The sequence below is a fragment of the Halomonas sp. AOP43-D1-4 genome (assembly GCF_052446175.1).
GTDB classification, from domain to species: domain Bacteria; phylum Pseudomonadota; class Gammaproteobacteria; order Pseudomonadales; family Halomonadaceae; genus Vreelandella; species Vreelandella citrativorans.
In genome coordinates, this window is sequence record NZ_JBQSVY010000008.1 from 121,886 (window position 1) to 139,830 (window position 17,945).

General features: G+C 57.3%; 13 protein-coding genes. 3 read left to right on the top strand and 10 right to left on the bottom strand.

Annotation, left to right across the window (positions count from 1 at the left end; translation table 11 throughout):
- Window positions 1-30: 30 nt before the first annotated feature.
- Window positions 31-972 (bottom strand): PHP domain-containing protein, encoded by a 942-nt coding sequence (locus ACT3RQ_RS10465; protein ID WP_172118188.1) that lies wholly within the window; start codon window positions 970-972, stop codon window positions 31-33.
- A 199-nt stretch (window positions 973-1,171) separates the two neighbouring features.
- On the opposite strand from ACT3RQ_RS10465, the gene ACT3RQ_RS10470 reads away from it, so the two are divergent.
- Both ACT3RQ_RS10470 and mnmC read left to right on the top strand, forming a co-directional pair.
- Window positions 1,172-1,471, top strand: a complete 300-nt coding sequence (locus ACT3RQ_RS10470) for a YciI family protein (RefSeq protein ID WP_444680453.1) — start codon at window positions 1,172-1,174, stop codon at window positions 1,469-1,471.
- A 156-nt stretch (window positions 1,472-1,627) separates the two neighbouring features.
- Window positions 1,628-3,625 (top strand): bifunctional tRNA (5-methylaminomethyl-2-thiouridine)(34)-methyltransferase MnmD/FAD-dependent 5-carboxymethylaminomethyl-2-thiouridine(34) oxidoreductase MnmC, encoded by a 1,998-nt coding sequence (gene mnmC / locus ACT3RQ_RS10475; protein WP_444680454.1) that lies wholly within the window; start codon window positions 1,628-1,630, stop codon window positions 3,623-3,625.
- Here the strand turns inward: mnmC and ACT3RQ_RS10480 are convergent.
- The 4 genes from ACT3RQ_RS10480 to ACT3RQ_RS10495 all read right to left on the bottom strand — a co-directional run bounded on the left by ACT3RQ_RS10480 (window position 3,619) and on the right by ACT3RQ_RS10495 (window position 9,179).
- Window positions 3,619-3,891, bottom strand: a complete 273-nt coding sequence (locus tag ACT3RQ_RS10480; protein ID WP_172118191.1) for a YheU family protein — start codon at window positions 3,889-3,891, stop codon at window positions 3,619-3,621. The genes mnmC and ACT3RQ_RS10480 overlap by 7 nt on opposite strands.
- On the bottom strand, window positions 3,888-5,924 hold the full coding sequence (gene ligA / locus ACT3RQ_RS10485; RefSeq protein ID WP_193056505.1) for an NAD-dependent DNA ligase LigA: 2,037 nt from the start codon (window positions 5,922-5,924) through the stop codon (window positions 3,888-3,890). The genes ACT3RQ_RS10480 and ligA overlap by 4 nt, the downstream gene beginning before the upstream one ends.
- A 109-nt stretch (window positions 5,925-6,033) precedes the next feature.
- Window positions 6,034-7,788, bottom strand: a complete 1,755-nt coding sequence (gene zipA, locus ACT3RQ_RS10490) for a cell division protein ZipA (RefSeq protein WP_193056504.1) — start codon at window positions 7,786-7,788, stop codon at window positions 6,034-6,036.
- 512 nt (window positions 7,789-8,300) lie between these two features.
- Window positions 8,301-9,179 carry a LysR substrate-binding domain-containing protein gene (locus tag ACT3RQ_RS10495; protein WP_193056521.1) on the bottom strand — a complete coding sequence of 293 codons (879 nt, stop codon included), beginning with the start codon at window positions 9,177-9,179 and terminating at the stop codon, window positions 8,301-8,303.
- A 99-nt stretch (window positions 9,180-9,278) separates the two neighbouring features.
- Between ACT3RQ_RS10495 and ACT3RQ_RS10500 the strand changes: the two genes are divergently transcribed.
- A complete protein-coding gene (locus tag ACT3RQ_RS10500) occupies window positions 9,279-10,448 on the top strand; it encodes a mandelate racemase/muconate lactonizing enzyme family protein (RefSeq protein WP_193056503.1) in 1,170 nt (389 codons plus the stop codon).
- Window positions 10,449-10,469: 21 nt separating this feature from the next.
- Here ACT3RQ_RS10500 and smc read toward each other — a convergent pair whose 3' ends face one another.
- The 5 genes from smc to ACT3RQ_RS10525 form a co-directional block, all read right to left on the bottom strand.
- Window positions 10,470-13,964 (bottom strand): chromosome segregation protein SMC, encoded by a 3,495-nt coding sequence (smc, locus tag ACT3RQ_RS10505; RefSeq protein WP_193056502.1) that lies wholly within the window; start codon window positions 13,962-13,964, stop codon window positions 10,470-10,472.
- Between the two features lie 83 nt (window positions 13,965-14,047).
- A complete protein-coding gene (gene ccmI / locus ACT3RQ_RS10510; protein ID WP_193056501.1) occupies window positions 14,048-14,938 on the bottom strand; it encodes a c-type cytochrome biogenesis protein CcmI in 891 nt (296 codons plus the stop codon).
- Window positions 14,935-15,405, bottom strand: coding sequence for a cytochrome c-type biogenesis protein (locus tag ACT3RQ_RS10515; RefSeq protein WP_193056500.1), 471 nt, complete (start codon window positions 15,403-15,405; stop codon window positions 14,935-14,937). Before ACT3RQ_RS10515 ends, ccmI begins: the two co-directional genes overlap by 4 nt.
- A complete protein-coding gene (locus ACT3RQ_RS10520) occupies window positions 15,396-15,923 on the bottom strand; it encodes a DsbE family thiol:disulfide interchange protein (RefSeq protein WP_193056499.1) in 528 nt (175 codons plus the stop codon). Before ACT3RQ_RS10520 ends, ACT3RQ_RS10515 begins: the two co-directional genes overlap by 10 nt.
- Complete coding sequence (locus tag ACT3RQ_RS10525) at window positions 15,920-17,923, bottom strand: heme lyase CcmF/NrfE family subunit (protein WP_193056498.1); 2,004 nt, start codon at window positions 17,921-17,923, stop codon at window positions 15,920-15,922. Before ACT3RQ_RS10525 ends, ACT3RQ_RS10520 begins: the two co-directional genes overlap by 4 nt.
- Window positions 17,924-17,945: the final 22 nt, after the last annotated feature.

Sequence of the window (17,945 nt, forward strand, 5' to 3'; positions counted from 1 at the left end):
TTAGGGTATTCGCTTTTATCAAACGCTTACTCATACCATAGCTGACGCAGCGGCTAATGGACCAGCGGGGGCATCGCGTAAATGCGCTAAGCGAGGGTGCTGCCAAATGGGCGGCGCGGCCGTGCGCGGCACCATGCTCATGCTGCCTGGTGCGGCGTGGCTGCCGGGAAAGTGGAAGTCGCTGCCTAACGAGGCGTAAAGCCCTCGTTCGACCATTTGACGGGCCAGGTCCCTTGTGACATCCGGATTCTGCTGGCCGCTGACCAATTCAACCGCGTCACCGCCTGCGGCCTGAAAGGTATCCATTAACTGCCCTCGCTTACGCCGGGTTAAGCCGTAGCGTAAAGGGTGGGCAATCACCGCAACGCCACCAGAGGCCACCACCCACTCGACGACTTCGCTGATTTCTGGCCAGTGAGCTTTAACATCGCCTTTTTTACCGCTGCCAAGGTAGCGTTTAAACGCAGTGGCCCAATCGGCCACAACCCCCTCGGCCACTAACGCGCGGGCAAAATCAGGTCGGCCTAGCGGGCGGTCACTGCCTGCCTGCTCACGGGCTTTTTCCAAGGCATTTTTAAGCCCCACTTTCTCTAACCGCTCGGCGATCACTTCTGCGCGCTGAATACGCGCCAGCCGCTGCTGTTCAAGCCCTTCAACCAGCGGGCCTTGCAGGCCACCGGGCATCAGCGCCACGACGTGGATGTTAATGCCTTGCCAGCGAGTGGATAACTCGCAGCCAGGCACCAGGCATAGTCCGGCTTGTACCGCCGCCTTCCCGGCCTCGTCGATGCCGTCCATGGTGTCATGGTCTGTCAGCGCCATGTGGGTAAGGCCACGCGCTGCGCACAGAGATACCAACTCCGTGGGGGTTAACGCGCCATCCGACGCCGTTGAGTGCATATGCAGGTCAGCCGTATAGCGCTGATCGGCATCAAACACCGCAGGAAGTAACGTTGCAGGAAGTAGAGGCATGGGCATGACGTCATGTGGCGAGTTTGTCAGAATAGGGATGTCTACCACGAACAGTCATAATGTGCCGTGTTCAAAAGACCTGGTGTTCACAGCGCTGCGCGTGGGACGATTTACAAACGCTCGCCATGGTGCGCGCTTATGTGGATGCGGTCAATGCTGCATAGGGCGCTTTACTACATGCTTTTAAGGAGTTATCCCCATGCTCTACGCCATTATTAGTGAAGACGTATCGAATAGCCTTGAACGCCGCCTGGCGGCCCGCCCGGACCATTTGGCACGCTTGGAAACGCTACGCGATGAAGGTCGCTTGGTGCTCGCGGGCCCGCACCCCGCTGCGGATGCTGAAAACCCCGGCGACGCGGGTTTTAGCGGCAGCCTGGTGGTGGCTGAATTCGACAGTTTGGAAGCCGCTCAGGGCTGGGCTGACGCCGATCCATACATCATTGCGGGTGTCTATGCCAAGGTAATTGTTAAGCCGTTCAAGAAAGTTTTGCCTTGACCGATTAGGGCGAGTGTGGAGGGTCCGCCTGCTAATTCACAGAGCCTGTGGAAAACTCTGTGCAAACCCGGCGGACGCTTTTCGCTAAGCCAGAGATAGCGCCCTGATTAACAAATTGATTATTTTTTAACCACTTCAGTCATTACGGATATCCGCGTGCCTCAACGCCTTACTGATCTACCCCCTTTAGCGGCGTTAAGCGCGCCATTACTCTCCTGGAGTGACACTTCACCGCACTCGGATGATTTTGATGACGTGTACTTTTCCCGTGAGGGCGGTCTTGAAGAAACCGAGCACGTTTTTTTAAATACCAACCGCTTGCCTGAGCGATTTGCCGCTTGGGAAAACACGCGCGCCTTTGTGATCGGGGAAACCGGCTTTGGCACGGGCCTTAATATGCTGTGTGCCTGGGCCTGCTTTGAGCAGCACGCGGCCGCTGGGGCGCGGCTGCATTTTTTATCCACAGAAAAGTATCCCCTGGATCAGGTGTCGCTTGAGCGCGCCCTACGCGCCTGGCCGTCGCTTGCCGGTTATTCACAGCGGCTTTGCGAGCAGTGGCCCTCACCCGTTAGCGGCGTACACCGCCTGCACCTGAGCGACCGCGTGACGCTGGATCTGCATTATGGCGATACCACCGAGCGGCTGGCGCTGTTAGATGGTCAGGTCGATGCCTGGTTTCTGGACGGCTTTGCGCCTTCTAAAAATCCACAAATGTGGCAGCCCGAGCTGTTTGAAGCCATGGCGGCGCGCTCTCGGCCGGGGTCCACCTTTGCCACGTTCACCTGTGCGGGCATTGTTAAGCGGGGCTTGAAAGCGGCAGGCTTTAGCTGGAAAAAAGTCCCGGGCTGCGGGCGTAAGCGCGAAATATTGGCAGGCATGATTGACACACCGCCTACCGATAAGCGCCGTGAGGCAGCGCCCTGGTTTACGCCGCCAGCGCCTCTTCCCACGCAGAAGGTAGCGGTTATCGGAGCAGGGATCGCTGGGTGCAGCGTGGCGGCAGCACTTGCCAAGCGTGGCGTTAATGTGACGGTGATCGAGCGCGAAACACCCGGCGCAGGCGGCTCGGGTAATCGCCAGGGGGCGCTTTATGTGAAGCTTGCGGCCGACACCAACCACCAAAGCCGGTTTTATCTCTCCGGCCTTTTATACAGCCAGCGCTGGCTTAATCAGCTCAAGGTTCCAACGCTTTGGCAGCCCTGCGGCGTCGTGCAACTGGCCACCAACGCGAAAGAGACCAAGCGCCAGCAGCGCTTTAGCGAGCAGCATGCGCTTCCCGAAAGCGTGGTGTCGCCGCTTACCCAAGGGTTGAGTGAGAAAGCCGGTGTGGCCATTGAAGCCGAACACGCCCTGTTTTATCCACACGCAGGCTGGGTGCGACCCAAAGCGCTATGTGAGCACTTACTCCAAACGCCTAATATCACGCTGAGACAGGGCGATGTTACGTCCCTTACGCGTGAAAATGACCGCTGGCAGCTCGCACTTGCTGATGGAAATACGATAAGTGCAGACCAGGTGGTGATTGCAAGCGCTCACTACGCCAATACGTATGCTCAGACGGCCAGCCTGCCGCTCCAACAGGTGCGCGGCCAGGTCAGTGAAGTGAGGCTGCCCGCCGGCGTAAAAGGCCCTGAGCGGGTGGTATGCGCCGGTGGCTATGTGTCGCCCGCCATTGAAGGGGTGCTTACCTTTGGGGCAAGCTTCGTGCCCAACAATGCTTCTACCGACGTGACCGATACCGACCACCAGCGCAATATTGATGAGCTTCGCCAAACGCTTCCAGCGCTGGTGGCAGAACTTGAAAGCGCAGGCACCCACCTGACTCCACAGGCGCTTGAAGGACGTGCGGCGGTACGCGCGGCAAGCCCTGATAAAACGCCCTATGCAGGCCCAGTCCCCAACGCCTCGGCCTGGCAGACAGCCTATGCCGTGCTGGCAAAAGACGCCTCGCGAGTGCCAAACGCCCCGGGTGAGCACTACCCAGGGTTGTGGATATCTACCGCCCACGGCTCCCGCGGGCTTTCCAGTGCGCCGTTATGCGCCGAGCTTATTGCCTCCCGACTGCTTGATGACCCCATGCCGCTTGAGGCTCAGTTGGTCGACCACCTTCATCCTGGGCGACGTATTATCAGCGCGATTATTCGCGGTCAGTAGTCACCCTCTTCCTCATCATCTGCCAGATCACGACCGAAGGAACGCCACTGCGCCAAGGTCATTACTTCGGTCATTTCAAGCTTGAGGTCATGGGCAATAATCAGTTCACTGCGCGCCAACTGCTGTTTCAGCTCGTCGACCCACCCTTTCATCCCCGTGCCGGTATCGGTGGTGTCATAACCCTGCCGGGTAACAAACGCCTCCAGCAACGCATCAAGGGTTTCCGGCGGCAACATGCGGGCGGGTACTTCAATGAAACGGCTCATTCGCTCTGCTCCCACTGCGCAAGGCGCTCAATAAAGGTGGCTTCATCCACAACCTCTACGCCCAGCTGTTCCGCTTTGGTTAACTTACTACCGGCCGCTTCACCGGCGACCAGCGCCGTGGTCTTTTTCGAAACGCTACCCGCTACTTTGGCGCCAAGCGCCTGTAGCCGAGCCTTGCCCTCGTCACGGGTCATGCTTTCCATGGCGCCCGTCAGCACCCAGGTTTGGCCTTCTAGCGGTGTAGGGCCTTGGGTAACGTCGGCTTCCTGCCAGGTGACGCCTGCCTCAATCAAGGCAGCAAGGGTCTCCTGGTTATGGGGCTGGCGGAAAAAGGTGTGTACGTGGGCCGCCACAATGGGGCCAACATCGTTGACCGCCTCAAGCGCTGCCTGTTCGGCTGCTTGAAGCGCTTGCAACGTTCCAAAATGGCTCGCCAGATTGGCAGCGGTGGCCTCACCCACCTCGCGAATACCCAATGCGTAGATAAACCGAGCGAGCGTCGTATGACGAGCTTTATCCAGCGCGTTGACCAGATTAATGGACGATTTTTCGCCCATACGCGGCAAGCTCTGCCATTGCTCAACCGTCAGGTGAAACAGGTCGGCAGGTGTTTTCACCCAATCCAGCTCTACCAGTTGGTCGATCAGTTTGACGCCCAGGCCATCTACATCCAGGGCCTTGCGGCTGGAGAAGTGTTTGAGCGCTTCTTTACGCTGGGCAGCGCAGAAAAGCCCACCCGAGCAACGCGCTACCGCTTCGCCTGCCACGCGTTCGATATCCGAACCGCACACCGGGCAGTGCTCGGGGAACACAATCGGCTGCGCGTCTATTGGGCGTTTTTCCTTATCGACCCGGACCACTTGGGGGATCACATCGCCTGCGCGGCGAATAGCCACCGTATCGCCAATCATGACATCCAGGCGGGTGATTTCATCGGCGTTGTGCAGCGTCGCGTTGGAAACGGTAACGCCTGCAACGCTAACGGGTTCAAGCCTTGCCACTGGTGTGATGGCACCCGTACGGCCTACCTGAAACTCAACGTCATTCAGCGTGGTGATCTCTTCCTGAGCGGGGTACTTAAACGCCGTTGCCCAGCGGGGTGCGCGAGCCACAAACCCAAGCTCACGCTGATAGCGCAGTGCATTCACCTTGATCACCACGCCGTCGATGTCGTAGCCCAACTGGTCGCGCTTCTCACCCAACTGCTCGCAATACTCAACGACCGCCTGCGAGCCGGTCAGCACTTTTAACTCCGCGCTGGCGCGAAAGCCCAGCGTTACCAGTCGATCCATTAGTGCGCTATGCGTGGTGTCGCCCATGTCCGGTTCCAGACGCGCCGCCTGATAGGCATGAAACTCCAACGGGCGGGTAGCAGTAATCTCGGGGTTCAACTGACGTAAACTACCGGCAGCGGCGTTACGCGGGTTGGCAAATACCTTACTGCCCTCCTCGCGTGCACGCTCGTTAAGCGCTTCAAACCCCTGGTGGCGCATGATGACTTCACCGCGCACTTCCAAAAGCTCAGGAATGTGCTTGCCCATTAGCTTTAAAGGCACCGAGCGCAGCGTACGCAGGTTAGAGGTAATGCCTTCCCCGGTGCGGCCATCGCCACGGGTGGCGCCACTCACCAGCACGCCCTGCTCATACACCAGCGATACCGCAGCGCCATCAAGCTTCGGTTCACAGGTAAACTCAACGTCATCTGCTGCGCACTCCAAGCGCTCTGCGACGCGCTCAGCAAAGGCCACGATGTCGTCGCCGCTAAACGCGTTATCCAGCGAGAGCATGGGGATGGCGTGGGCGACCGAAGGAAAGCCATCAGCAGGGGCCGCACCCACGCGCTGAGTCGGTGAATCCGGAGAGACGAGCGTTGGGTTTTCAGCTTCCAGCTGCTTTAAGCGTTGCAGTCTCCGGTCATAGTCAGCGTCCGATAACGTTGGCTCATCCAATACGTAGTAACGGTAGTTGGCTTCATCAAGCTCGGCGCGCAGCTGGGTGACTGCTTCCAGCACTTGGGGGTCAGGCTGACTCATTAACGTTGGTTTCCATCGTACGGGCTAAAATCAATCACAAAAAAGACACATCCTGGAACAAAAACACCCGCCTTCTGCAAGAAGGCGGGTGTTTAACAGCAAGCGCTACTTAGTGGGCTTGCATGTGGCGATGCAAGCGGTGGCGGCGTTCAAAATCATGCACCCGCTGGCGGGCAAACTCAATGGTTTGAGCCGTCATGACGCTGCGATTTTCATCCTTCAGCTCGCCACTCATATGGCGAACCACGACCATAGCGGTTTCCACCATGGCTTCAAAGGCTGCAGAGCTGTCGACCGCTCCCGGCAAGGGCATCAGGAAGGTGATCCCTGGCGTTACAAACTCACCCATCTCTTCAATAGGGAATGTGCCGGGTTTAACCACGTTAATCATTGAGAACTGAAGTTCGCTGTCGTCACTTTCTGTTTCAAAGCGGTGGAACACACCCATGGCACGGCTGTAGCGTAGGCCGCACGCCATAATGAGATCCAGCAACTTGCTGCCATCGAAGCCTTCCGGGTCCCGGGAGAGCACGCTGATAACCACCACCTCATCGGCGTTGGTCAATGTTTCTTTGGCATGTTCACCCGGCACATCATGACGCAACGCTTTTTCAAGCGTTGGGTGAGCACGTACGACATTATCACGCGAGCCACGCACCGGCGCTTCATCGTAGGCTTCATAGTCATCGTACTGATCCGCTGATGTTTCATGCGCATAAGCAGGTTCAGACTCGTCATGGCGTGCAGCGGCCCGTTGCGCTTCCGCAGCAATTTCGGCGGCTTCGCAAGCTTCGGCCTGCTCCTGGGCAATGCGGGCTTTTTCTGCCTCGGCGGCTTCTTTTGCTTCGCGGCGCTGTTCGGCTTCAAGCGCTTTGCGCTCTGCTTTCAGCTTGGCGGCGGCTTCAGCACGCTTGGCCTTTTCAGCTTTCTTACGGGCTTTTTCTTGGCGACGCTGTATCAGGCGACGTTTAAGCGAGCGGCCCATACCCTCAAAATCAACCAGCCGATACTCATCAACGGCATCATCATCCAGCTCGTCATACTCGCCGGCCGTATCTTCACGCAGTTGACGACGCTTGGGCGCCCTGGCCGAAGCGGCATCTTCTGGCTCTGCACGCAACACAGGATCGGCGTCTGTTTCAACAGCGAGGACCGGCTCAGCGGGGCTCTCCTTATTCACCGCGACGGATTCATTCACCGCGACTGACTCTTCTTTCGCAGCAACGGACTCTTCGTTGGCAGTAGATAGGGAGATAGACGGCTCTCCAGTGTGTGGCTTGCTTTGGGTTGGCACTTGCTCGGCAATAGGCGCATGCGCTTCTGACGCTGTTTTGTCTACCGACTGAGTGTTAACAGGATTGGCTTGTGCCGTTGGCTGGGGTTCAACCTGGCTCACGTCCGCTGGAGCGTCGCTATTCGGGAAGATGCTTGGCTCTCGACGATCAATGTCAGCCGGGTGTGCTTTAGGCGCAGCGGCCTGGCGCTGAGGCTGTGCAGATGCTGCTGTATCCACTGGCGGAGTAGTCGCTTTACGCTTAGGGACCGCATTGGCAAAGGAGCGCCTAAATTCGGATAGCACTCTGGAAGGCCCTGGATGGTCTTGACGTTCCAACTTGGGTTTCGCGCCGACCCCACTATAGTCCGCAGGTTTAACGACACGTGCGCCACCGTTCGGAAGCTCCCAGCTAATTTCGGCTTCTTTAGCCTCATCATCCAGCTCGGTTAGCTTCGCCTCGGGAAGGTCCTTAACCGCCTGGTCCAGACGAGGGACGCGCCGCTGGCGTTGGAGTCGTCGCACACCGTCGACTACGATGAGCGACACCAACGCCAGTCCTAAAATGATTAACCATTCTCTTAGTTCCATGTCGAACATTCCATGGGTCATTTAACCGGTTACTAAAGCGCCATACCTGAGTGAAAACCTTTCAGGTGGTAAATAAATACCACTAGCATAGCGCGGTTACTATAAATAGAGCCATTTTTTAGCGATTTCTACGTTATGGCACGGTTCCTAAGCACAGTTCCTAAGTACAGTTCCTGACGTTTTCTAAGCAATATTGACGTTCATCGTGATCAGACTCAGTTGCTATTATTCAGGTCGTGAATCTGCTCTTTAATCCTAGTGTATATGTACTGAATCTATCTTACTTAATGTTTACTTAATCCTTAAAGCGAAGCGAGCTTAACAACCAACCTGCCACTACTGTATATAAAAACAGCAAAAGGCTTTAATCCAGCTCAGCCACACTAGTTCAAGGTAAACCTACCATAGCATTAACCACAATTTTATAATGATCAATATAGATAAGTTGAGCGTTTTTACACATTTTTTTATTATTTCTACTCAATTTGTTAACAGTTGTAGCAGTTATTTGCTTAACCGTTGGACAGCTTTTGCCAGAATGCGTTCGCAAAGTGGCTGGCTAATACACGTGGTCGGGTCAGGTGTATTTCTAACGGGATGTCCCACGAATCATCTAATGCACGCACCAACCTTCCATCGCTAATCTCTTGTTCTGAAAGGCTTTTAGGTATCCATGCCAGGCCTTTATTTTCCAACACCATGGACATCAACACCGCAGCCAAGTGGCTGGTAAAGCGAGGTGCACTTATAAGAGAAGTGGCATTTTCATTAAGCCAGTGGTTAACAACACGGCCTAATCCCGAAGCATCGGTATATCCCAGGTAAGGCAACACTTCCAGGCACTGAGAACTGCTTAATTCTTTTCCCACCAGTGGAATCAGCGAATCCTCGCCCACCTTTATACTCTCAAACTGGTCAGGCGATAACCGTGAGGGAACAGCGCAATGCCGATGGCTTAACAAGAACTGGCAGTCACCTTGTAACAACAACTGCTCACACGTGGACATTGTATCCGAGTGAAGGCGCACGGCCTCCATGGGCGCTCCCTGCTCCAGGGCTCTTATCCAACGGGGGAAGAACGTAAATGACAGCGAGTGCGTCGCTGCAAACTGCAACGTTCGGGTCGCTTCCCCGGCAATTTGCTGTGCTTCAGCCCGCAAGCGGTACAGTCGGCCAATTGCGTCAAACGCACTGGCCTGTATGTGTTTACCGGCGTCGGTGAGCGTGGTGCCCTGTGGGGTGCGAATAAACAGGCTAACGCCCATCCACTGTTCAAACGCGCGGATCCGTCGGCTGAACGCGGGCTGGGTAATATGTCGGGAGTTTGCAGCACGTACAAAACTGCCGTGCTCGGCAAGGGCGGTAAAGTCTTCTAACCAGACGAGTTCCATGGGGCAATGCCGTTTCAGCATGGGAGCACCTAGTAATAGCATTGGGCAGCCCCCCTTGTCACGCATAGGGTTAAGCACTTAACCACCAAGGAGCTTGCCATGCGTATTGTGGATATTCGCGAGAAAACCGTTTCGATTGCCTCCCCGATTGCCAACGCTTATATCGATTTTTCCAAAATGACCTGTTCGGTCGTGGCCGTCATCACTGATGTGATACGCGACGGTAAACCCGTGATTGGCTACGGTTTTAACTCCAACGGGCGCTATGGCCAGGGAGCGCTCATGCGGGACCGCTTTCTGGATAGAATCACCGAGGCCAACCCCGACACGCTCATTGATCACGCCCGCGACAACCTGGACCCGTTTGCTATCTGGAACACCCTGATGAAAAACGAAAAGCCCGGCGGGCACGGTGAGCGCTCGGTCGCGGTAGGCACGATCGACATGGCAATTTGGGATGCAGTCGCCAAAATTGAGGGCAAACCGCTCTACCAGTTGCTTGCCGAGCGTTATCGAAACGGCCAGGCCGACGATAAGGTCTGGGTATATGCGGCTGGTGGCTACTATTACCCTGGTAAAGACCACACCAGGCTGCAGGACGAAATGCGTAGCTACCTGGCGCGTGGCTACAACGTGGTAAAAATGAAGATTGGCGGCGCCCCGCTTGAAGAAGATATTCGGCGTATCGAAGCCGTGCTTGAAGTCGTTGGCGATGGCAGCCGCCTGGCGGTAGATGCCAATGGGCGCTTTGACCTGAAAACGGCAATCGCTTACGCCGAAGCGCTGAAGCCTTATAACCTCTTCTGGTACGAAGAAGCCGGTGACCCGCTGGATTACGCGCTTCAGGCGGAGCTTGTCAACCACTATGAATTACCCATGGCGACCGGCGAAAACCTGTTCTCGCACCAGGACGCCCGTAACCTGCTACGCCATGGCGGCATGCGTGCCGATCGCGATTTCGTGCAGTTCGACTGCGCCCTCTCTTATGGGCTGGTGGAGTACATGCGCACGCTGAACGTGATGGATGAGCTTGGCTGGTCATCGCGCCGCGTCGTACCCCACGGCGGCCACCAAATGTCACTGAATATCGCCGCAGGCTTGCACCTGGGCGGCAACGAATCCTATCCGGATGTCTTCCAGCCGTTTGGTGGCTTCGCTGACGGCATTCAGGTTGAAAATGGCTACGTCGGCCTGCCCGATCTTCCAGGCGTAGGCTTTGAAGCCAAATCCAGGCTGTATGCAGTGATGCGTGAGCTAGGCGAAGGCTAAGAAAATTCTGCCTTAATTCGCCTAATCCACCAACGCGGCGGCTTCATCAATCCCCACCGATACCAGGCGCGACACGCCGGGTTCCTGCATGGTCACCCCCATCAGGCGCTCGGCGGCTTCCATGGCAATCTTGTTGTGGGTGATATAGATGAACTGAACGTTTTCCGACATCTCTTTTACGAGCTTGGCATATCGACCCACGTTGGCATCATCCAGCGGCGCGTCAACTTCATCGAGCATACAGAACGGCGCAGGGTTGAGCTGGAAGATCGAGAACACCAACGAAAGCGCAGTCAGTGCTTTTTCCCCACCGGAGAGCAGATGAATCGTGCTGTTCTTCTTACCCGGCGGACGCGCCATGATCGCCACCCCGGTTTCCAGAAGATCATCACCGGTAAGCGTTAGCCAGGCCGCCCCACCGCCAAACACGCGGGGAAAGAGCTCCTGCAAACCGCTATTCACTTGATCAAACGTTTCCTTGAAACGTACCCGCGTTTCCTGGTCGATACGCTTGATCGCTCGCTCCAGGGTTTCCAGCGCTTCGGTCAGTTCGGCGTGCTGGGCTTCCAAATAGTTGCGTCGCTCGGCCTGCTGGTCGTACTCCTCAATCGCTGCCAGATTAATGGCGCCCAGGCGGCGTATCTTCTCGCCAGTGCTTTCCAAACGCTCCTGCCAAACCTGCTCACTGGCATCGCTTGGCAGGTTCTCGGCCAGGGCATCGGCGTCATGCCCCAGTTCGGCCAGTTGCTCATCTTGCGTGGCCGCTTTTAGCGCCAGCGCCTGAACATCCATACGCCGCTGCTGAAGCTGCTCGCGGCTCTGTTCAAGATTGCGTTCGTGCTGCTGGCGGGCCAGCTCATCATTGCGCAGCTGTTCTGTCAGCGACTGGGCCTGCTGGCGCGTTTCGTTAAGGCGGCGCTCCTGCTGCTCACGCTGATGTAGTAGCTCTTCAAGCTCTTCACCGGCCAACTCGTCCGGCTCAAGTAGCGTTTCCCGTGACTCTTCTAGCTCTGCTATGCGTAGCGTCAAGCGCTCTTCGCTTTCGCTGGAGCGCGTCTGCTGGGCGCGCAAACTACTCCGCTCAGCGGTTAACCGTTCACGCTCTAATGCCAACGTCTGCTGCTGTGCTTTTAACGGGCCGTGTTGCTGAGTCAGCTGGTCGCGCTGTTCGCGCTGGCGGCCACGCTGCTCGCTGGCCTCTTCGCGTGCTTGTGCAGTGGTTTCCAGCGTTTCCATCGCCACGTGCCAGCGGGCACGCTGCTCCTCCAGGGTAAGCGTTAACGCTGCCTCATCCTCTTGCAGTTGCCCAAGCTCCGCATCAAGCTCGGTGGCCCGGCTCTCCAAATGCTCCAGCTTTTGGGCAGCGCTACGCTCTTTAATGGCCAACTGCTGAACGCTTGCAGCATGGCCACGCTCCTGCTCAGCCTGCTGTTCACGGGAAAGCTCCAGGGCTTCAATAGTCTCACTGGTCGTTTCGCACTGTTCTTCAGCCAGCGCCAGCGCTTCTTCATCCTGCTCGCGCAGGGCGTCCAGCTCCTTGAAACGGCGCCGCGTTACCAGTAAGGCATCAACGCCTTCGCCATTGGCCTGCTGATGCAGCCAGCCGCGCCCCCGCCAAACGCCGTCACGGCTAACAACGCTTTCTCCCGCTGCAAGGCCGGGCGCAAGCTGCTCAGCCTCGGCGCCGGACTCAACGTAGTGAATACTTGCTAACCATGCACCTATCGCACCAGCGCCGCTTACCAGTGAATCCAGCCGCTGGCCCTGGGTTGAAGCGGCGGGCGCTTGCTCATCAATCAAACACCAGTCGGTAGCCAGCGCCTGCGGCAGTGCGGCAAGCTGGTGGCTTGCGACCAGGCGAGCATTCAACCAGGGCGCCAACAGCCAGGAAATGACCGTCTCCCAACCGGGTGTCACGCTGAGGGTTTCCCCCAGGCGAGGGGCATTACTTAGCCCGTGGGTTGCCAGGGTTGCTTCCATGTCCGGGTCATGGTCGGCCAGCGCGGCATCCATCAAGGTTTGCAGCGAGGCCAGCTCACCCTGGCGCTGGCTCAATTCAGCGCGTTTATCATCACGGGTAAGCGTTGCCTGTTGATAACGCTGTTTGGCATCGCTGTACTGCTGCTGCCACTGTTCACGCGTTTGGGTGAAGGCTTCGGAACGCTCTTCAGCTTCTTCCAACTGTGCCTGGAACTGAGCGTGCTCTTCGCGTAGCGCGCTCAAGTCCGCCAAATCGCCGCGCTGCTGGCGCCGCCGCTGGCTCTCTGCCTGTAAGCGTTGAATACGCTGCTCTAAATCGCGTAGCTGGTCCTGGCTGCGGTCGGCTTCGCGGCTGGCATCGCGCCAGCGATTTTCGGCGTCCGACCACTGCTGCTCGGCGGCTTCCATGGCGGGGGTAGCATCGGCCAAGGCCTGTTCCAGGGCGTCCAGCTGCTCTTCCAGCACTTCGTGTTCGGGCGCCAGATCCTCAAAGCGTTCGTCGATGGCCGCAAGGCGCTCTCGGTCGCCTTCGCTCACCAGGCGTTGCTCATCCAGCTCGCGCCGTGCAGTGGCAATATCGTTGGCTAGCTGGGACTCACGGCTACGCCGGTGAGCCTGATCCTGCTCCAGCCGTGCAATGCGCGTGGTGGTTTCAAAAAACTGCTGCTGGTGGCGCTCCAGTACCTCGGCCAGCTCATCGTGCTGCTCACGAGCTTGCTCCAGGCGGGTTTCGCACTGGCGTACGCCAAACACATCTTTTTCAACTGAGATTTCCAGCTCACGAACCCGGCTCTCCTGCTGCGACTGCTCTGCCCGCAAGGTGCGCCCGCGTAGCAGTGCCAGCTCGCCTTTAAGCCGGTACTCCTGCTGCTTTAACTCCTGATAGCGTTTGGCCGCCTCGGCCTGGCGCTTTAAGCGCTCAAGCTGTTTATCCAGCTCCTCGCGAATATCGTCCAAACGCTCAAGGTTTTCCTGGGTGCGCCGCATACGATTTTCGGTTTCGCGGCGGCGCTCCTTGTATTTGGAAATGCCCGCGGCTTCTTCAAGCGTTGAGCGCAAGTCATCGGGGCGAGCTTCAATCAATCGCGAGATCATGCCCTGGCCGATAATCGCGTAGGAGCGCGGGCCAAGCCCGGTGCCCATAAACAGGTCGGCGATATCCCGTCGACGGCACTTTTGGCCATTGAAGAAGTAGTTGGACTGGCCGTCACGAGTCACTAACCGTTTGACCACGATCTCCGCGTATTGGGCATACACGCCACCCATGGTGCCATCGCGATTGTCGAACTTGAGCTCAATAGACGCCTGGCCCACCGGTTTGCGCCCGGTCGAGCCATTAAAGATAACGTCGGCCATGGACTCGCCACGCAGGGTTTTAGCGGAAGACTCGCCCATCACCCAGCGCACGGCGTCGATAATATTGGACTTGCCACAGCCATTGGGGCCGACAATCGCGGTCATATTACCGTCGAAGGGCACCGTGACCGGATCGACAAACGACTTGAATCCAACAAGGCGGATAGAGGTTAAGCGCATGCCAATCCTACAAAAAATTATTTATAAACATGAGACGTATTCAAAATACATGATTCATAACGACTTCGGCAGCGGTGATTGGCTCAGAGCTCATCAGCCGCCGCTGTTTCGGATGTATCGGCCAGGCGTTCCTGGGCCGCGCGGATACCTTCGCGTAGCGAGTCGGCCGTGTTCGGATCGTTGACCGTTGCCAGCGCGCGGCGCCAGCGGTCCATTGCGCCCTCGTAATCGCCGTTATCAAACGCGTGAATGCCTAACAGACCGAGCACCGTTGGTTGGCGTGGGTCCTGAGCCAGCGTTTCATTCACCAAACGCTGCACATCCGGGGTCAGCTCACGCCCTGCCATAAAGAAGCGAATTTGCGCAAGCTGGGCGAGCAGTGCAGGGAGCCGGCCTTCCAGCGCGATGAGCCGTTCCAGCGCATCGATGGCGTTATCTTCCTGGCCGGTATCGCGATACAGCGGAAACAGCGAGGCCCACACGTTGGCATTGCCCGGCTGAAGCGCGGCCTGCTCTTCCATACGACGAATATACGTGTCTGGAGTAGCGCCGGGGTCGTTGAGTAATTCCTGCTGAACGCCATACAGGGCAAGATCACCCTCGGCCCCCTCTTCCAGGTACCAAAAAAGACTGATGGCCACCACACTCAAGGCAATCAATGGCACAGCTAAACGCCCGGCAAGGGGCGATTGTAGCGGTCGTACGGCCAGCGTGGCAGTATCTTCCAGAAGGCTACGCTCAAGTTCCAGCGTTCCTTCTTCAAACTGCGCGGTACTAACATCGCCACGCGCATGAGCCGTCTCTAACGAGGTAAGCCGACGCTGAAAAATGGCCACGTTCTGCTCGGCCGAAGTGTCGTTGGCTTCATATGCACGTTGCTGATCATAAAGCGCATGCGCCTTACGCAGCGGGGAAAGTAGCAAGACAATCGCTGGCAACATGATAATCGCCATGGCGACCCATAAAAGCGTCATGAGGATCTCCTGCGCTGAATCAGCGCACCCAGCCGAGCGCGCTCTTCAGCACTTAGCGCCTTGGCAGACGCATGGCGCCGTGCGCGTACAATCAGCAGCACGATCAAAACACCCCCGACGCCTAACCCGATGGGCAGCCCCCACAGAAGATAGGTACGGCTCTCCAGGCGCGGATTATAGAGAACATAGTCGCCAAAGCGCTCTACCATGTGATTGATCACTTCGCTATCGGAGCGCCCATCCTGCAGCATTTGATACACCCGTTCCCGCATATCGGCGGAGATAGGCGAGTTCGAATCATTGATGGCCTGGTTTTCACACAGTGGGCAGCGCATGGACGCGGTTAATGCGTGATAACGCTGCGCCAGCACCGGGTCGTCAAACTCACGCAGTTCGATTCCCTCCGCCACAACGCTTGCCGACAACAGCAGCAGGAAGAGCACGGCCAGGGTACGTATTAACGCCATTTGGCGACCTCCGGCAAAATACGCTCGGCCATATCCTGAGGCGAGATATCGCCTTTATGGTGATAGCGAATTATCCCTTCGGCATCAACCAGAAACGTTTCCGGCGCGCCATAAACGCCGAGATCAAAGCCCAGGCTGCCATCAGGGTCAAAGATATTCACTTCAAACGGGTCGCCAAACTCGTTTAAAAAGTGCATTCCCTTCTCGCGGGTATCGCGATAGTTCACCCCGACCATACGAACCCCCTGGTCGGCCAATGCCAAAAGCTGGGGCATTTCCTGCTTGCAGGCCGGGCACCATTCGCCCCACACATTAACCAGTGAGACCTCCCCTTGGAGCAGCGTTTGATCGACCAGGCGGCCTTCATCACGCAACGTGGTGGCCTCAAATGTCGGAAACTCACGTGCCATCAGCGCCGAGTTCCGGGCTGACGGGTCATGCTGCAAACGCTGATATAAAAACAGCGCCACCAGAAGAAAACCCAGCGGTAGCAGTAACAGCCATAGTCGACGGCTCATAGCGCGGCTTCCTGCGTTTTGGGCGAGCGGGCCACGTCGGCACGGTCGGCCGTTCTGGTTCGGCGATAGCGCTTATCCACTATTGCCAGTATGCCGCCTAACGCCATCAACAAACCGCCCAACCAAAGCCAGCGTACAAAAGGCTTATATTGAATACGCATGGCCCAACTGCCATCCTCCAAATCTTCACCCATGGCAACGTAAAGATCCCGAAACAAGCCGGGGCGTAGCGCGACTTGGGACATGGGCATACCCGTTGCCAGATAAAAGCGCTTCTCAGGGCGCATAATAAAACCATGCCCTGATTCGATATTGCGCACCTGAATGACGGCCGTATCGGCCATAAAGTTGGCGCCTCGGCGGCTTTTAAGCTCCGTCAACGTGAACTGATAGCCCGCGACGTCAAGCTCGGTGCCCGGCGCCATACGCACCGTGCGCTCAGTGGCATAGTTGGACACCACGGCCACACCAATAATCGTCACTGCAATTCCCACATGCCCGAGCACCATGCCCCAATACGCCAGGGAAAGCTTGCGCAAACCCGCCAGGCGGCTGGCGCCGTGGCGGGTTTTATCCCACATGTCCTTCCCAATCGGCAGCACGATCCACAGCGCAGCCACAATACCCAATGAGGCCCACAGGTTCCATTCACCGGTGTATATCAGCGGCAACACCATACCCAGCACCAGCGCAGCGACGCCAGCAAGCCACAGCTTACGGCACAGCTCACTGGCCGACATGTTCTTCCAGCGAGCGACCGGACCAAGCCCCATAAAGAGACACATCACAACCGTCAGCGGTACAAAAAGCGCATTAAAGTACGGTGGGCCCACGCTGATTTTACCCAGCTTGAGCGAGTCTAAAATCAGCGGGTAGAGCGTGCCCAGCAAAATAGTCACGGTCATGATGACCAATAGAATATTGTTGATAAGCAGCAGCGAATCTCGTGATAGCCAGTTGAAGCTCGCATGATGGCTCACGCGGGGCGCGCGCAGCGCAAATATCAGTAGAGAAAGCGTCACGGTGATCGTCAGTAGCACCAGAATAAACAAGCCGCGTGAGGGGTCATTGGCAAACGCGTGCACCGAGGTAAGCACACCAGAACGCACCAGAAAGGTACCCAGCAGCGATAGCGAAAAGGTAAAAATGGCCAGCAGTACGGTCCAGCTTTTAAACGAGCCGCGCTTTTCGGTGACAGCCAGCGAATGGATCAGCGCAGTGCCGGTTAGCCAGGGCAGCAGCGAGGCGTTTTCCACCGGGTCCCAGAACCACCAGCCTCCCCAGCCAAGTTCGTAGTAGGCCCACCAGCTGCCCAATGCAATACCCACCGTCAAAAAGGCCCAGGCAATATTGGTCCAGGGGCGCGCCCAGCGCGTCCAGGCCGCATCCAACCGCCCCCCCAGCAGCGCGGCAATGGCGAAGGCAAACACGACGGAAAACCCGACATAGCCCATGTAGAGCATCGGCGGGTGAACAATCAAGCCAATATCCTGAAGCAGCGGATTAAGGTCCGCGCCATCGTGAGGCACGTTGGGCAAAAGCCGCTCGAAGGGATTGGACGTCAGCAGGATAAACAGTAAAAATCCCACGCTAATCAAGCCCATCACACCCTGTACCCGCGCTACCATGTCGCGAGGCAGGCCGCCTGAGAAGCGCGAAGCAGCATACCCCCAGCCCGCCAGCATCAGGCTCCACAACAGCACCGACCCTTCATGGTTGCCCCACACCGCACTGAGCTTGTAGTACCAGGGCAACAGCGAGTTGGAGTTGTTGGCGACGTTCGCCACGCTGAAGTCATCCACCGCATAGCTGGCGGTTAGGCACACATAAGCCACCGCGATGAACAGAAACTGCCCCGTGGCCATGGGATGACCATATGCCATCCAAAGCGGCCTGCGCGTGGCAGCTCCGGCTAATGGCATTACGCCCTGCAATACCGCCATTAGCAGGGCAATAATTAACGCGAAGTGCCCAAGCTCAGGGATCAGTTTTACCAACATCGGCACTCCAGCATGACACGGA

Bases quoted from the DNA above. Each gene is read 5' to 3' on its own strand.
- ACT3RQ_RS10465 (WP_172118188.1), bottom strand. From the start codon at position 972: ATGCCTCTACTTCCTGCAACGTTACTTCCTGCGGTGTTTGATGCCGAT.
- smc (WP_193056502.1), bottom strand. From the start codon at position 13,964: ATGCGCTTAACCTCTATCCGCCTTGTTGGATTCAAGTCGTTTGTCGAT.
- zipA (WP_193056504.1), bottom strand. From the start codon at position 7,788: ATGGAACTAAGAGAATGGTTAATCATTTTAGGACTGGCGTTGGTGTCG.
- ccmI (WP_193056501.1), bottom strand. From the start codon at position 14,938: ATGACGCTTTTATGGGTCGCCATGGCGATTATCATGTTGCCAGCGATT.
- ACT3RQ_RS10500 (WP_193056503.1), top strand. From the start codon at position 9,279: ATGCGTATTGTGGATATTCGCGAGAAAACCGTTTCGATTGCCTCCCCG.
- ACT3RQ_RS10480 (WP_172118191.1), bottom strand. From the start codon at position 3,891: ATGAGCCGTTTCATTGAAGTACCCGCCCGCATGTTGCCGCCGGAAACC.
- ACT3RQ_RS10525 (WP_193056498.1), bottom strand. From the start codon at position 17,923: ATGTTGGTAAAACTGATCCCTGAGCTTGGGCACTTCGCGTTAATTATT.
- ACT3RQ_RS10470 (WP_444680453.1), top strand. From the start codon at position 1,172: ATGCTCTACGCCATTATTAGTGAAGACGTATCGAATAGCCTTGAACGC.
- ACT3RQ_RS10515 (WP_193056500.1), bottom strand. From the start codon at position 15,405: ATGGCGTTAATACGTACCCTGGCCGTGCTCTTCCTGCTGCTGTTGTCG.
- ligA (WP_193056505.1), bottom strand. From the start codon at position 5,924: ATGAGTCAGCCTGACCCCCAAGTGCTGGAAGCAGTCACCCAGCTGCGC.
- ACT3RQ_RS10520 (WP_193056499.1), bottom strand. From the start codon at position 15,923: ATGAGCCGTCGACTATGGCTGTTACTGCTACCGCTGGGTTTTCTTCTG.
- ACT3RQ_RS10495 (WP_193056521.1), bottom strand. From the start codon at position 9,179: ATGGAACTCGTCTGGTTAGAAGACTTTACCGCCCTTGCCGAGCACGGC.